We start from the raw sequence: 15,736 nt of genomic DNA, 5'->3' as shown, positions 1-15,736 counted from the left end.
CCTTCGCGGCCGGTTTGGAGGAAAGTGCGCTTCCCGGCATCACCCGCATCAAGGAATTGCTCGCGCAGAGCGAACGACCAGTGGGCGGCTTCGGTTTTCACCTCGTGCTGCAGGACAAGACCGGGCGCGGGCTCGACGTGCCGGAAACACTCGACACGCTGCGCCGCTGGCGTGACGCCGGCGGCACGCATGCCAGCGTCGGCACGATGTATCGGGGCTATACAACCGCCGATGCGCATGTCGATTTCCTGACGGACGTGAAGCAGCGGCTGGATGTCTAGCTGCTGCTTCAGGCCATCGATGCGATGGTCTTGCGGAAACGCCTCAACGCGATAACGAAAAATACGGTGCCGATCGCGGTGACCGCCAGCATTTGCGGCCATACGACATCGATGCCTGCGCCACGGAACAGGATGGCCTGCCCCAGTTGCACGAAGTGCGTCGTCGGCGCGACGAGCATGACGTTCTGAACGAATTCGGGCATGCTCTCGCGCGGGGTCGTACCGCCCGAGAGCATCTGGAGCGGCAACAGTACCAGAACCGACAGCATGCCGAATTGCGGCATGTTCCGGGCGATCGTCGCCATGAATATGCCGAGTGATGTCGTCGCGAACAGAACCAGCGCAGCGCTCGCAAAGAAGAGCAGCTGAGAGCCGGCCACCGGCACGCCCAGTGCGCCCCTGACGACCAGTTGAAGTGATATGAAAGCGGCCAGCAACACAACCAGCCCCATCGACCATACCTTGCTGAGCATGATCTCAAACGGCGTCACGGGCATGACCAGCAAATGCTCGATCGTGCCATGCTCCCGTTCGCGGATCAGTGCTGCACCCGTCAGGATGATCGACAGCATCGCAATGTGGTTGATGATCTGGGACAGCGCGCCGAACCAGCTTTTATCCAGCGTGGGATTGAAGCGGGCACGCAGTTCCAGACGTACCGGCAAAGAACTTTCTCCGCGATACCGCGTCCTGAATTCTTCAACCTCGCTCAACACGATCTGCTGGATATAACCGCTGCCGGAAAAGGCCTGCGTCATCCGCGTGGCGTCCGTGTTCAACTGTATTTCGGCCGATCGCCCCGCCAGGACGTCGCGCTGGAAGCCCGATGGAATGTGCAGCACGAAAGTGTAGACGCCCGCGTCCATGCCGGGGTCGATCTGTGCTGGCGCGATCATGACAGGCTTTACGAACTGCGGCGGGTAAAAGGCCGAAGCGATCCGCTGGGAGAGCGGCGAACTGTCCTCATCCACGATAGCGATCGATGCCCTGTGCAGGCTTTCGGGAGAGGCTGTAGCGGCCGAATAGACTGCGAAAGTGAACATGAAGATGATAAGGAACAGCATGGTAGGATCCCGCCACAGGCTCCACAGCTCCTTGACGCCCAGCCGATAGATATTCGCGAACTTCCGGCGCATGATCAACGCTCCTGCTTTGCAAGGAGCATAGTAGCCACGCCGATGATCAAAGGCCCGGTAATCAGCAATGGCCAAAAGGCTCCGAGCAAGTCGGCGAAACCCAACGCCTTGTTGAAAATACCTCGACTGATCGTGAACATGTGACCCGAGGGATATATTTCGCCGATGATCCGAGCCCCGCCTTCGAGCGAGGATACGGGATCAAGCATGCCACCATAGGTAATGGTCGGAATCAGCGTACCCATCATGGCAAGGAACATCGCTGCGATCTGGCTTTGCGTAACCGCCGACGCCAACAGCCCCATGCCCGTCGATATCACGCAGAATAGCAATGCCGCCGTGACAAGCGCCATCACGTTACCGGTCGGCGGCACGTTGAACAGGAAGATCGCCATAAGGAACATGACCGCAAAATTGATCATGGCGAGCGCGATATAGGGGAGCTGCTTCCCAAGCAGGAATTCCGATCGCGTCACTGGCGTGACATACAGATTGATGATGGAACCGGTCTCTTTCTCTCGCACCACCGCCAAAGCCGTCAGCATGGCCGGCAGCATCAGCAGCAATAGCGGAATGACGACCGGTACCATCGCAGGCAGGCTGGTGACGTTGGGATTGTAACGAAAGCGATTTTCAACCGATACGGATCCAGCTGTCCCGGAAATGCCGGCCATACGCATCTGGTCGGCCAGCCAGTGCTGGTGCATGCCCTGGATATACCCCTGCACCGTTTCCGCGCGTTGCGGCATCGCGCCATCGAACCATGCACCGATGGCAACATCCTGGCCGCGTTGCACATCGCGGCCAAAATTGGGTGGTATCTCTATGGCCAGCGCCAGTTCGCCATTCTTCATCCGCCGATCGAGGTCGTCATAGTCTGTAATCGGACGTCGTTGGGTGAAATAGGGTGATCCGGAAATGTCGAGCTGGTAGCGCTCGCTCACACTGCTCTGATCCCGGTCGAGCACGGCATAGCGCAGGTCGTTGACGTCCAGCGTTATTCCGAAGCCCATCACCAGCATCAATATGACCGTGCCGCCCAGCGCCAATGTGCCCCGCACGGGATCACGCTGAAGTTCGAGCACCTCACGCCAGACATAGCTCAACATGCGCTGGAGACTGAAACTTTGCTTCACGGGAAGCGGCTCATGGACGACCCGGGCTTGATCCGGCGTCACCTCTTCCGCTTCGACCTCGCTCTCGCCCGTTGCCTCGATCAGATAGCCGATAAACGCTTCTTCGAGTGTCTTTGCGCCCCGCTTTTCCACAAGCTTCGCCGGAACGTCGCTGTCCAGCACCTTGCCCGCATGCATCATCGACATGCGATCGCACCGTTCCGCTTCATTCATGAAGTGGGTGGAAATGAAGATCGTCACCTTGTCGCGCCGCGACAGTTCGGCGAGCAGCCTCCAGAACGCATCGCGTGCAACAGGATCGACGCCGGAGGTGGGCTCGTCGAGGATCAGCAACTCGGGTTTGTGAACCATCGCGACGGCCAGGGAAAGGCGCTGACGGATACCGAGCGGCAAGCGCTCGGGCAGATCGTCCATCACAGGCTCCAGCCCGAACCGCGCCGCCATCTCTTCGACCCGGCCCGGTATTTCGTCGGCAGCCACATGGAACAGCCGGGCATGCAGCTCAAGATTCTGCCGGACCGACAGCTCGCTGTAGAGCGAGAAGGCCTGGCTCATATAGCCAACCCTGCCGCGCGTCGCCATGTCACGCGGATCAACCACGTTGCCGAACAGCCAGGCCTGCCCGTCGCTGGCTGGCAACAAGCCCGTCAGCATCTTCATCGTCGTCGACTTGCCGCAACCGTTGGAGCCAAGGAAGCCGAATATCTCGCCCCGCCGGATGCGGAAGCTGACATGATCGACCGCGACAAAGTCGCCGAAGCGCATCGACAGATTCTGGGCTTCGATGGCGATGTCATTCTCGTCAACGTCGAGCGGCGGAATGATCACCGGCTTGTGCCCGCGCTTCTTTTCCTCGGGCAACAACTCAGCAAACGCCGCCTCAAGATTGTCGGAGCCCGTACGTTCAAGGATTTCGGCGGGTGTGCCGGTGGCCAGCACTGCACCATCGTCCATCGCGACGAGCCAGTCGAAACGCTGCGCCTCGTCCATATAGGCGGTCGCCACGATCACGCTCATGCCGGGGCGCTGCTTGCGGATACGGGCGATCAGGTCCCAGAACTGCGCGCGCGCCAGCGGGTCGACACCGGTGGTCGGCTCGTCAAGGATCAACAGGTCTGGGTCGTGGATCAGCGCACAGCAAAGCCCCAGTTTCTGCTTCATCCCGCCTGACAGCTTGCCCGCCGGGCGGGACAGGAAGGAATACAGGCCGGTGCTCCGGGTAAGATCGTCGATGCGTCGCCGGCGTTCCTCTGCGCTGTGGCCAAAGAGGCGCGCGAAGAACTGCAGATTCTCTTCTACCGACAGCGTGGGGTAGAGGTTCTTGCCCAGCCCCTGCGGCATATAGGCGATGCGCGGGCAGACGGCATCCCGATGGTCGCTGTCGGCAATGTTGCCGCCCAGAACCTCGACCGTCCCCTCCTGCACTGCGCGCGCGCCGGCGATCAGCGCGAACAGGCTGGACTTGCCCACACCATCGGGGCCGATGACGCCGATCATTCGGCCGGCTTCTATATCCAGGTCGATCCCGCGCAGCGCTTCCGCCTTGCCATAGCGCAGGCGCACCTGTGCAAGGCGAACGACCATCGGGCGTTCCGCAGACAAGGCCACTGGCCTATTCCTTCACAAGATTGGAAAGACTGGCTGGCCAGGGCGTGTTGGGATCGACACGGACATAGGCCATGCCTGGCAACCCGGTCTTCACCTGCGCGATGTGACGGCGCAGAAGCGCGGGATCGATTTTTGCGCGCACCCGGAACATCAGCTTCTGGCGCTCGCTCTCCGTTTCCACCGACTTGGGCGTGAACTGCGCAACGTCGGCGACGAAACTGATCTTCGCCGGAATGACATATTGTGGAGCGGCATCGAGCACGAGACGAACCTCGCTACCGATGCCGACACGCCCGGCGGTCGTTTCCGGCAGGAAGAAGGTCATATACACATCCGACAGGTCGACCAGGTTCATCACGCGTCCGCCGCCGGCCACAACCTCGCCCGGCTGCGCCACGCGATACTGGATCCGGCCACCGCGCGGCGCGCGCAGATCGGCATCGTTGATGTCTGCCTTTATCCGCACGATCGTCGCGCGCGCCGCATCGACGTTGGAGCGCGCGCCGATCACCTGACTGCGCGACGCAGCGATTCCGGCCTGCGTCGATGCCAGTTGCGCTTTGGCCGCCTCGACGGTTGCCGCCGCCCCTTCGACGGCCGCCTGATTGTCGTCGCGCTCCTGCGCCGGCGTTGCGCCCTCACGCGCCAGCGTTTCGGACCGGGCAAGGCGCTTACGCGCGGCATTGAGCTCTGCTTCCCGCTGGCGGACTGTCGCCACCGCGGCTGCATGCTCGCTTTGCCGCTGGCCGACCTGCGTTTCGGCGATCTGGACATTGTTCAGGGCCTGCGCCAGTTGCGCCTGCGCTTCGGACAACTGCGCATTCAGCGTCTCGACATCCATATGCGCCACCACGTCGCCCGCATTGACCAGTTCGCCCTCGTCCTTGACGATATCGCGAATGCGGCCCGGGCTTTTGGCGGCAATGTCGATCTCCAGCGCCTCGATCCGCCCGTTCCCGCCGACGATGCCTTCCGGCAGCGCCGACGGCTTCAGCAGCGACCAGAGCAGAAGCCCTATTGCGGCCACGGCTGCCACGATCCCTCCCCTGATAAGCCAGGTCTTCTTCGTCGGCTGCGTCATGGATTGGATCCCCCATCAGTGTTGCCCTGAGGGCCGTTGTCAAAAGTCTGGTCAGCGACAAAACCGCCGCCCAGCGCTGAATAGAGCGCGACGATACTCGCCAGTTCGGCGCGCCGAAGCCGGACGAGCGCCTGTTCCGCGTCGAACAGATCGCGCTGCGCGTCCAGAACCTCCAGATAGGCCGATCGCCCATTGTCAAAGCGGAGCAGCGCGAGCCGCGCGCGTTCGCGTTGCGCATCGAGCATCGTGCGTGTCGTACCGATCTGAAGCTGCAACTGCCGACGCTGCACCAGCGCGTCGGAAACGTCACGAAACGCAGCCTGCACCGTACGCTCATACTCGGCGACGGCGCGTTCTTCCCGCGCCTTCGCCACGTCCAGATTGCCCTTCAGTCGACCGGCATTGAAGAGCGGCAGGGCTATGGTCGGTGCAAAGGTCCACGCCTTGCTTCCGGCTGAAAACAGTCCGTCCAGTTCGTCGCTCATGGTGCCATAGGCACCCGTCAGACTGATGTTGGGCAAAAAGGCAGCACGGGCAGCGCCGATATTGGCGTTGGCCGCGCGCAATTGATACTCGGCGGCAACAATGTCCGGACGATTGGTCAGCAGATCCGAAGGCAACCCGGCCGGCAGGACCATGTTTTCTGGCACGTCCGCAAGGGAAAGTCTGCCCGGCGAAATGTCCACCGGCCGTCCTACCAACAGCGCCAGGGCATTGCGATTGACGACGCGATCCTGCTCCAGCCCCTGCAACGTTGCCTGCGCCTGTGCCAGCAGGATCTGTGCCTGCATCATGTCCAGCTTTGAACCGGAACCAACGTCAAAGCGTCGGCGCATGATGCGCAGGGACTCTTCGCGTGTTCCGATGGAATCCTTTGCGAGCGCGACACGTTCCTCATATTCGCGCTCGAGCAGATAGCCATTGGCCACCTGCGCGATCAGACTGGTAGCAACACCCCTGCGGGCTTCTTCCGTGGCAAGATATTGCCACCGCGCGGCATCGCGCAGATTCCGCAGACGCCCCCAAAAGTCGATTTCCCAGCTGGCGCTCAACTGCGCGCTGATCTGTTTCACATCGACCGGTGTGGCCCCGACCGTCGGCAGGTTGAACAGCGTACGTCCCCGCGTGCCCGTTCCCACAGCATCGAGTTGAGGATACAGGGACGCCCCCTCGATACGCCAGGCCGCGCGTGCCTCCGCCACCCGCGTAGCCGCAATGCGGACATCACGATTGTTCGCAAGCGCTTCCTCGATCAGATGCTGGAGCTCGGCATGGCGAAAAAAATCACGCCAGCCCAAATATGCGATCGCCCTGCCGGGTACGGTCTCCGCATTATAGACAGCAGGGACCGGCTGGGCCGGTCGCACATGGTCCGGCGCGAATGAACATCCCGAAAGAAAGCCGAAAACAGCAAGCGCGCAGGCGGCCCGTGACGCTTGCCACCCTCTTCGGGCCTCCCCTGTTCCAAAACCAAATTTGTGCCGCACATCGTCCCTTTCTGACGCCACGATCAAGTTCCAGCCAGCCTGCACACGCACCTCCTAGCCCTCATGAAATATGGAAGGAGAGGTCCATGACTCTGACTCAAGCAATCATCAGGACGCCGGCTTTTTCTCGGCTTTGCCTTTCTCGCCTGCGGCAGCACCGGGCCACAACTTCGACAAGGATGATGTCCATGTCTCAAAGGCTGCAGCGAGCTGTTGACGGCCGGCGTCGGCCTCAAAGCAATGGCCGACGTCCGCCTGCCACGCTTTGAAGGCTGCCCTGGTTTCTTCCATGGTCGCTTGCCGGTTTTGTTCGATTTCCTGCCATATCTCCGAGAATCCGGAGAAGTTCGGCGCATGCACAGGTTGCGCCTGTTCGCCGTTCTTGGGCGACAGGATCGCAAGCGTATGCGTCGCGATGCTCGCCTGGCGTTCGCCCGCATGCCGCATGATCTCGGCATATTTCAAAAGCAGGTCCCGGTTCGCACCGGCAACAGTCGTCCATTGATCGAAGGGATAGCTCATCTGAAAAATCCTTTCAGGTCAGTTCAAGGTTACGTGGAGACGCGGGGATTGATGCCCCCGTAAGGTAGGTGAAAGCGCAGCATCACCCATTGGCAATATATTGCCCACCGTTCACGGTAAGGACCGATCCGGTGCAAAAACTGGCCATTGGAGAAACCAACCAGGTCACAGCAGAGGCGATTTCATCGGGCGCCCCAAGGCGACCCACCGGAATCGTGGACACGATCTTCGCTTTGACCTCATCCGGAACCATAGCGACCATATCAGTGTCGATATAACCGGGGCACACTGCGTTGACCGTGATGCCGCGTGCGGCGTTTTCCTGCGCCAGCGCCTTGGTGAAGCCGATCACGCCAGCCTTCGCGGAAGAGTAGTTGACCTGCCCGACCTGCCCCTTTTGGCCATTGATCGACGAAATATTGATGACGCGGCCGGAACGCCGCTCGCGCATGCCCTCGATCACAGGCCGCGTCATCGCAAACATGGAATCGAGATTGGTGGACAGTACGGCCCGCCAATCCTCCCACTTCATCTTGTGAAACATCACGTCGCGTGTGATTCCTGCATTATTCACAAGAACGGAAACAGGGCCGAGTTCCTGTTCAACCCGCGCAGTGCCCTCGAGGCAGGCCGCCTCGTCCGAAACATCCCATTTGAATATCGGCACAGCATTTTCCCGAGCAAAGCGCTCAGCCGCCACATCGTTGCCGTGATAGATGGCTGCGACCTGATATCCTTCTTTTTTCAAGGCCTTCGTGACCGCGGCACCTATGCCGCGTGTCCCGCCTGTTACGATCGCGATTCCAGTCATCGAGAACTCAGCTCCTTTGTCGCTCGGATGATCGCCTTTCACTCTTTCCATCGGCACGCAGGAATCAGTATGTATACGTATAAGTGTATATATCGCTTCAGGTCATATTCCAGCCTATGATTCTGCATTCGCGCACCGAGGAAAAAGAAATGGGCAAAGCCATACCGGGACAGCCCCAGATACCCGCACCGCACTCGAGAATTGGCCGGCCGCCCGGCTCCATCACCACATTGCTGGGCACCCATATTCTGGAGGTCGCGACCCAGCAGTTTTTCCTGCGCGGCTACGAAGCAACGAGCATGGATGCCGTGGCTGCGGCGGCGCAGGTCAGCAAACGTACGCTCTATCAGCGCTTCGGGTCGAAGCGCGGCTTGCTCTTGGCCATTCGCGAACAGGAAAGAGGCTATTTTGCGGCTCTTGTGGACACGCCACTGCCGCAAGGGAATGTTCGAAGAAAGATGGCCTTCCTTGCCAACATTCTTGTCGAGGCGACCACCACACCAAGAGCGCTGGCATTCATGGGGCTCAGGGAGGAACTGCGTCGCCTGGAACCCGATCTGGAAGACGGGACATATCAGCGCGTAATCGACCACTGGGTCAGCGCGTTTCAAAACATTTTACGGAGCGACCCTGGGGTGTCGGAAGCGACGCCGGAGCAAATCGACTTCGTTGCCGGCTTCCTGTTTGACGCGCTTGTAACGATCCCCCAGCGACGCATCCTGCGGCAGGGCGGCCTGTCGAACACAGCCGAGGAAAAGACGGCGTTCATTGACGCTACGCTGGATCTGCTCGCCAGCGGTGTGCCTGCCCTTCGCGCCTCATCCGAAGATGATCCCGCAACACTTCTTGGCGCACGGCAGCAACGGACGATGATCTATGGGGAGGTGCCACATGCCCGCTGAGCAAGAGCGCCCCGATCCGCTGGACAGTATTTGCGATGTGCTGGACAGAGCCGCCGCGTCGGCCGTCGCTCAGGCGACTTTCGGCCTTTCACCCTCGACACTTGCGCTCGCCGCCTCTGACTGGGCGATGCATCTTGCCCGTTCTCCGGGGAAGCAGCTTCAACTCGGCGCGAAACTGTCCCGCAAATATCTTCGCATGCTGGATTTCGTCGCGCGCAGCGCCAAGGATCCCGATGCCGCTCCGGCCATCGAACCGCTGCCGCAGGATCGGCGATTTGCGGATGCCGCCTGGAAACAGCCACCGTTCAATCTGCTCGCCCAGTCCTTCCTTCTCAATCAGCAATGGTGGCACGCCGCGACCACCGGGATCGGCGGGGTCAGCAGGCATCATGAAGACATTATGGAGTTCACGGCACGCCAGATGCTCGACATGTTTGCGCCGACAAACTTCATCGCCACGAACCCGGTGGTACAACAAAGAATAGTGGAAACCGGCGGCCAGTGCCTGGCCGACGGCATGCGTCATTTCTTTGAGGATGTGCAACGCACGGCGCGCGGAGAGCGCCCGGTCGGCACGGAGGATTTTGTCGTCGGCGAGAATGTCGCCACGGCAAGGGGCAAGGTCGTCTTCCGCAACCGGCTCATGGAACTCATCCAGTATGAACCGACCACAGAGACGGTCCGGCCAGAGCCGGTTTTGATCGTGCCCGCCTGGATCATGAAATACTACATCCTGGATCTGTCGCCCGGAAACTCGCTGGTTCGATGGCTGACGGGGCAAGGCTACACTGTCTTCATGATCTCGTGGCACAATCCCGGCACGCAGGATCGCGACCTCGACCTTGATGATTATCGCCGCCTCGGGCCGATCGCCGCGCTGGATGCGATCACGGCGATCACCGGCAGCGCAAAGGTCCATGCTGCCGGTTATTGCCTTGGCGGCACGCTCCTGTCGATCACCGCGGCGGCAATGGCCCGCGATGGCGACACCCGCCTGGCAAGCATGACACTCCTCGCCGCGCAGACCGAATTCAGCGAGCCGGGCGAACTCGGGCTCTTCATCGACGAGGCGCAACTCAACATCCTGGAAAACATGATGTGGAGCCACGGCTTCCTCGACAGCAGCCAGATGGGCGGCGCGTTTCAGCTGCTGCGTTCCAACGACCTTCTCTGGTCACACGTCCTTCAGACATATCTGCTGGGCGAGCGTGAGCCGATGATCGACCTGATGGCGTGGAATGCGGATGGCACCCGGATGCCTTACGCCATGCACAGCGAATATCTCAGCCGCCTGTTCCTCAATGACGACTTGGCCGAGGGCAAGTATGAAGTCGATGGCCGCACGATCGCGCTGGCGGCGATCCGTGCACCGCTCTTCGTTGTCGGCACAGAACGCGATCACGTGGCGCCATGGAAGTCGGTGCATAAGATCCACATGCTCACCGGCGCGGAAACAACCTTCGTCCTGACGAGCGGCGGCCACAATGCCGGTATCGTATCCGAGCCCGGCCGCAAGAACCGGCACTTTCAGGTGCTGACGCGCGAGATGGACGGTCCACCGCTCGACCCGACGGCATGGCGGGAGCGCGCACCCCGACAGGAGGGGTCGTGGTGGACGGCGTGGGGCGAATGGCTCGGCACACGTTCCGGCGCATCCGTACCCCCGCCATCCATGGGCGCAGCGGACAAGGGTTATCCGACGCTCGGCGACGCGCCGGGCAGCTATGTTCTGGAGAAGTAGCCTTGGACGATACCGACACGATCGAGAACCGAACCTATGGCGAGATCGCGATAGGCGATACGGCGAGTGTGACCCGCACGCTGTCAAAGAAGGACATTCAGGTATTTGCGCTGGCCTCCGGCGACGTGAACCCTGCGCATCTTGATCCTGAATTCGCCGAAGGGGATTTCTTTCGCCGGGTCATTGCGCACGGCATGTGGGGCGGCGGCCTGATTTCCGCTGTTCTGGGCACGGAACTGCCTGGCCCCGGCACGATCTACCTCAGCCAGTCTCTCCGTTTCAAACGGCCGGTTGGCATAGGGGATGTCATAACCGCGTCGGTGACCGTCAGGGAAAAGCACGACGACAGACATATCATCCTGCTCGACTGCCGTTGCGAAAACCAGCATGGCGAAACGGTTATCGCGGGCGAAGCAGAAGTCATAGCGCCGACCGAGAAAATCCGTCGCCCGCGTGTCGCGCTTCCCGATATCCGCCTGTCCGATCATGACGGCTATCATCGCCTGATAGAAGCTGTTGCCGGCAATCCGGCACTGACGGCCGTGGCCCATCCCTGTTCGGCGGCGGCGCTCGCAGCAGCGGTGGAGGCCGCCGAAGCGGGCCTGATCAATCCTATTCTTGTCGGCCCCGAAGCGCGCATTCGCGCTGCGGCAAAGGAAGCGGGCAAGGATATTTCCGCATACCGGCTGGTGGCCACCGCCCATAGCCATGACTCCGCTGCAAAGGCGGTCGGGTTGATCCATTCGGGTGAAGCCGTCCTGCTGATGAAGGGGTCGCTCCACACCGACGAACTGATGAGCGCGGTCGTATCGCGTGCCAACGGACTTCGTACCGAACGCCGTATCAGTCACGCCTATGTCATGGATGTGCCGGGGCATCCGGAACCGCTCATCATCACCGACGCGGCCATCAACATCGCGCCGAATCTGGAGGAAAAGGCGGATATCATCCGCAACGCCATCGACCTTGCCCATGTCCTTGGTCGCAAGGAACCAAAGGTCGCGATCCTGTCGGCAGTAGAGACCGTCAACCCCGCCATGCCGACGACCCTCGATGCGGCGGCTCTTTGTAAAATGGCTGACCGCGGCCAGATCACGGGCGGGCTGCTCGATGGGCCGCTCGCGTTCGACAATGCCGTCAGCGAAGCGGCCGCAAAGGAAAAGGGCATCGTTTCGCGCGTCGCCGGGAAAGCCGATATCCTTGTCGTGCCAGACCTTGAGGCGGGCAACATGCTGGCCAAGCAGCTGACCTTTCTGGGCGGCGCGGATGCTGCGGGCGTGGTATTGGGTGCCCGCGTACCCATCATCCTCACCAGCCGGGCGGACAGTCTGCGCACGCGGCTTGCCTCCTGCGCCGTGGCGGTACTGCTCTCACGCGCAGCGACAAAGGCGGCGCCGGGATTGCCCGGCACCGAAGAGACAACCGAAGCACAGTCCGGAGCGGCACCCGCATGAAGGCGATTGTCAGCCTCAACGCTGGCTCCTCCAGCATCAAATTCGCCCTCTTCACGCTCGATGACGACCGCACGCCCACTCTCTCGGCAGGCGGCAAGATCGAACGCATCGGTATTTCCCCGCGCCTGACGATCCGTGATGCTGCAGGAGCATTGCTGCAGGAGCATGACTGGCGGGATGAAGCCGCGCTGACGCATGCCGACCTCCTCGCCTGGCTCTTTGCCTGGGCTACAGAGCATCTCGACGGACGCGAGGTGATCGCCATCGGCCATCGCGTCGTTCATGGCGGCACAGACTTCTCACGACCGTGCCTGATTGACGATGCGGTGCTGGATGAGCTGGAAAGCCTCAGTGCGCTCGCCCCGCTCCATCAACCGCATAACCTTGGAGCGATCCGCGCCATTGCCGCCATCGCGCCCGAACTGCCACAGGTGGCCTGCTTTGACACCGCATTCCACCATGACCGCCCGCCGCTGGCCACGCGCTTTGCCCTACCGCGAGCGCTGCACGATCAGGGGATCAGGCGCTATGGGTTTCACGGCCTTTCCTACGAATATATCGCGCATCAACTGCGCAAAATCGACCCGGCCATGGCGCGCGGGCGCGTGGTCGTGGCGCATCTGGGCAATGGCGCATCGATGTGCGCCATGGCGGACGGAAAAAGCGTCGACACAACGATGGGTTTCACCGCGCTCGACGGACTGATGATGGGAACACGCTGCGGTGCGCTCGACCCCGGCGTTGTACTGCATCTCCAGACGCAGATGGGCATGGGCGCTTCGGAGGTGGAGTCCATGCTCTACAGCAAGTCGGGTCTGCTCGGCGTTTCCGGCATTTCCAGTGACATGCGGGAACTTGCAGCGAGCGACCGTGCCGAGGCTGCGGATGCAATAGAGTTGTTCGTCTGGCGTGCCGCACGAGAGGTCGCCGCCCTGACGGCCTCCCTTGGCGGCCTGGATGGCATCGTGTTTACGGCCGGTATCGGCGAGCATCAGGCCGACATACGCAGCCGTATCTGCCAGCGGCTCGAATGGCTTGGTATCCAGATCAACGAAATCGCCAACGCGGCCGGCGCTCCGGCCATCAGTTTCGATGACAGCGTTGTAAAGGTCCGCGTCATCCCTACCGACGAGGAGCATATGATCTGCCTTCACACTCTTTCCGTTCTCTTTGGAGTGCAGCCGTGAACCCCATCATCGACCTTCGCGGAAAACGCGGCCTCGTCATTGGCATCGCCAACGAACATTCCATCGCCTCCGGCTGTGCCGAAGCGTTTGCACGCGGCGGTGCGCGGCTTGCCGCCACCTATGTGAACGGCAAGGCGCAGGATTGGGTTCAACCGGTGACGGACAGGCTGGGCGTCGAATGGACCGCGCCCTGCGATGTACGCGAACCGGGCCAGATGGAGGCACTTTTTGCGGAAGTTGAAAAACGCTGGGGTGGTCTGGACTTCCTGCTGCACTCGATCGCCTTCGCACCCAAGGATGACCTGCATGGCCGGGTGATCGACAGTTCGGCAGACGGCTTCGCCATGGCGATGGATGTATCCTGCCACAGCTTTCTGCGTATGGCGAAGCTGGCAGAGCCGTTGATGACGGACGGGGGCTGCCTGCTCTGCGTGACCTTTTACGGCTCCGAACGTGTGGTGGAGCATTATAATATGATGGGTCCGGTCAAGGCCGCGCTGGAAAGCGCAACGCGCTACATGGCTGCAGAACTCGGACCAAAGGGTATTCGTGCGCACGCCATATCGCCCGGCCCGATTTCGACGCGCGCGGCCAGCGGGATCGACCGCTTCGACGAACTGCTGGACCGCGCGGCGGCACAGGTTCCACAGGGGCAACTGGTGGATATCGCTGACGTCGGCGCGCTCGCGGCCTTCCTTGTCAGCGACGCCGCAAAGCGGATCACGGGCACCGTGATCCCGGTCGACAACGGACAGCATCTTCACGCATGACACGCGCATCGATCCTTTCGGCGGTTTCCGCCGCCCTCCTCATCGCGACGCCTGCTATGGCTCAGGATGGCATCGAGATTTTGATCAGCCGCGCCGCGCTTCGCGAAGCTGGCGGAAATGTCGAGGTCGACGTTCGGCTGCTGAACGCTTCAGACACCCAAAAAACTGTCGTTCTGCCTGATCGCGTCGCCGCCACGCTCACCGCAGACGACGTTGCGCATGCGGTCTGGCTGGAGCGCGCCTCGTCTACGCCTGCCTCCTTGGAGCTTGCACCTGGCAGCTTCGCCAAGGCGGCATACCGGCTCGCTTCGTCCAGTGCCGGCGAAATATTGTCGGTTCCCGCGTGGAACGATCAAAGGATCGCGCTCGAAGTCGCTCCGCCTTCCACGCAGGCAACGGCACAGGTGGCGGCGCAGGCGCCCCCCCTGCCCGCGCCACCGCCAGCAGACCGGACAGTCGGCAACGCCTTCCTCGAAAATTTGTCGGCCTATGAACCGATCTACGCCGTGTACGGTCCGGGCACGAACAGCGAAGCGCGCATCCAGCTGAGCTTCAAATATCAACTCTTCGGCAGCCGCGCCCGCGAAGAAGATCATGCATCCCTTCGGGACGGCCTCTACTTCGCATACACGCAGCGTATGTTCTGGGATCTGGGTGCGGAATCATCGCCCTTCCGCAACATCGACTACCAGCCCGAGCTTTTCTATCTGTCGGAGCCTGTCGCGATCGCGGGCAAGGCGACGGTAAGCGGGCAAATCGGCCTGCGCCATGAATCCAACGGCCGGGACGGCGATGCCTCGCGCAGTATCAACAGCATCTATGTCGCGCCCATGGCGGCTTTCCCGCTGAGCGGTGGCTGGCGCCTGACCGTGGCGCCACGTGCGTGGCTCTTTGTCGGCGACCGCTCCGACAATCCCGACATTCGCAGATACAGGGGCAATGGCAGCCTCTTTATGGAGGTTGGAGAGGATAATGGACTGCGCCTCTCCACCTCCACCCGTTTCAACCTGTCGACAGGCAAGGGCGCAGTCTCGGCGGACATGTCCTATCCCCTGCGACGGATATTGGGTGGCGGTCCCGACTTCTATCTCTTTGGCCAAAGCTTCTACGGCTATGGCGAGAACCTGCTCGATTATGACCGCCGCACGACCCGGTTCCGCATCGGGCTGGCCGTTGTGCGGTGAGGCGCCGAACATGACGAACCATTCCATTTATTCGGCAAATGCGGGCTTGATGCGCGCATTGCCCATGGCGTCGCCATGCGCAGGTGACTATGGGCAACACACCAACAACGAGCGGAAAGGATTCCCGTGAACAATAATGACCTGGCCGACAAGATCGCCAGCCAGACCGGCAGCACCAAGGCTGACGCCCGCGCTGTCGTCGATCTCGTCTTCGCGTCGATCGCCGATGCGGCCGCCAGCGGCGAAGAGATCAGCCTCAACGGCTTCGGCAAGTTCAAGGTGAAGGACAGCCCGGCACGCGAAGGCCGCAACCCGTCCACGGGCGAAACGATCCAGATCGCAGCGTCGAAGAAGCTGGGCTTTGCGCCCGCCAAGGCGCTCAAGGACAAGCTGAACGGCTAATTGTCCCGCTGCCAGTCAACTGGGCATCCATCAG

14 protein-coding genes are annotated in these 15,736 nt (G+C 61.5%); 8 read left to right on the top strand and 6 right to left on the bottom strand.

Annotated elements, in window-relative coordinates:
* The coding region (locus OKA11_RS23605) for a hypothetical protein (protein WP_267224939.1) at positions 1–281 on the top strand (281 nt) is incomplete at its 5' end.
* An 8-nt stretch (positions 282–289) separates the two neighbouring features.
* Here OKA11_RS23605 and OKA11_RS23600 read toward each other — a convergent pair.
* The 6 genes from OKA11_RS23600 to phbB all read right to left on the bottom strand — a co-directional run bounded on the left by OKA11_RS23600 (position 290) and on the right by phbB (position 8,062).
* Positions 290–1,417 carry an ABC transporter permease gene (locus OKA11_RS23600; protein ID WP_207080806.1) on the bottom strand — a complete coding sequence of 376 codons (1,128 nt, stop codon included), beginning with the start codon at positions 1,415–1,417 and terminating at the stop codon, positions 290–292.
* Between the two features lie 2 nt (positions 1,418–1,419).
* A complete protein-coding gene (gene rbbA / locus OKA11_RS23595; protein ID WP_122129140.1) occupies positions 1,420–4,137 on the bottom strand; it encodes a ribosome-associated ATPase/putative transporter RbbA in 2,718 nt (905 codons plus the stop codon).
* 28 nt (positions 4,138–4,165) lie between these two features.
* Positions 4,166–5,242: an HlyD family secretion protein gene (locus tag OKA11_RS23590; RefSeq protein WP_122129141.1), complete on the bottom strand. Its 1,077-nt coding sequence runs from the start codon at positions 5,240–5,242 to the stop codon at positions 4,166–4,168.
* Positions 5,239–6,729 (bottom strand): efflux transporter outer membrane subunit, encoded by a 1,491-nt coding sequence (locus OKA11_RS23585; protein ID WP_122129200.1) that lies wholly within the window; start codon positions 6,727–6,729, stop codon positions 5,239–5,241. The genes OKA11_RS23590 and OKA11_RS23585 overlap by 4 nt, the downstream gene beginning before the upstream one ends.
* A 108-nt stretch (positions 6,730–6,837) precedes the next feature.
* Positions 6,838–7,251, bottom strand: coding sequence for a hypothetical protein (locus tag OKA11_RS23580; RefSeq protein WP_122129142.1), 414 nt, complete (start codon positions 7,249–7,251; stop codon positions 6,838–6,840).
* Positions 7,252–7,333: 82 nt separating this feature from the next.
* Complete coding sequence (phbB, locus tag OKA11_RS23575; RefSeq protein ID WP_122129143.1) at positions 7,334–8,062, bottom strand: acetoacetyl-CoA reductase; 729 nt, start codon at positions 8,060–8,062, stop codon at positions 7,334–7,336.
* Between the two features lie 116 nt (positions 8,063–8,178).
* On the opposite strand from phbB, the gene OKA11_RS23570 reads away from it, so the two are divergent.
* The 7 genes from OKA11_RS23570 to OKA11_RS23540 all read left to right on the top strand — a co-directional run bounded on the left by OKA11_RS23570 (position 8,179) and on the right by OKA11_RS23540 (position 15,702).
* Positions 8,179–8,964, top strand: coding sequence for a TetR/AcrR family transcriptional regulator (locus tag OKA11_RS23570; protein WP_122129144.1), 786 nt, complete (start codon positions 8,179–8,181; stop codon positions 8,962–8,964).
* Complete coding sequence (locus OKA11_RS23565; RefSeq protein WP_122129145.1) at positions 8,954–10,705, top strand: PHA/PHB synthase family protein; 1,752 nt, start codon at positions 8,954–8,956, stop codon at positions 10,703–10,705. The genes OKA11_RS23570 and OKA11_RS23565 overlap by 11 nt, the downstream gene beginning before the upstream one ends.
* Before the next feature lie 2 nt (positions 10,706–10,707).
* Positions 10,708–12,159: a bifunctional enoyl-CoA hydratase/phosphate acetyltransferase gene (locus OKA11_RS23560; protein ID WP_234831428.1), complete on the top strand. Its 1,452-nt coding sequence runs from the start codon at positions 10,708–10,710 to the stop codon at positions 12,157–12,159.
* Entirely contained in the window at positions 12,156–13,346 is a 1,191-nt protein-coding gene (locus OKA11_RS23555; protein WP_122129146.1) for an acetate/propionate family kinase, read from the top strand. Before OKA11_RS23560 ends, OKA11_RS23555 begins: the two co-directional genes overlap by 4 nt.
* A complete protein-coding gene (fabI, locus tag OKA11_RS23550; protein ID WP_122129147.1) occupies positions 13,343–14,116 on the top strand; it encodes an enoyl-ACP reductase FabI in 774 nt (257 codons plus the stop codon). Before OKA11_RS23555 ends, fabI begins: the two co-directional genes overlap by 4 nt.
* The gene (locus OKA11_RS23545) at positions 14,113–15,300 is read left to right on the top strand and encodes a phospholipase A (RefSeq protein ID WP_122129148.1); all 1,188 of its coding nucleotides are present in this window, start codon (positions 14,113–14,115) and stop codon (positions 15,298–15,300) included. The genes fabI and OKA11_RS23545 overlap by 4 nt, the downstream gene beginning before the upstream one ends.
* A gap of 126 nt (positions 15,301–15,426) precedes the next feature.
* Complete coding sequence (locus OKA11_RS23540; RefSeq protein ID WP_122129149.1) at positions 15,427–15,702, top strand: HU family DNA-binding protein; 276 nt, start codon at positions 15,427–15,429, stop codon at positions 15,700–15,702.
* Positions 15,703–15,736 lie beyond the last annotated feature (34 nt).

The organism is Novosphingobium clariflavum (genome assembly GCF_026420865.1).
Classification (GTDB): Bacteria; Pseudomonadota; Alphaproteobacteria; order Sphingomonadales; family Sphingomonadaceae; genus Novosphingobium; species Novosphingobium clariflavum.
Note: the sequence above shows the minus strand (reverse complement) of the source record. Positions and strands in the feature narration are given on the sequence as shown.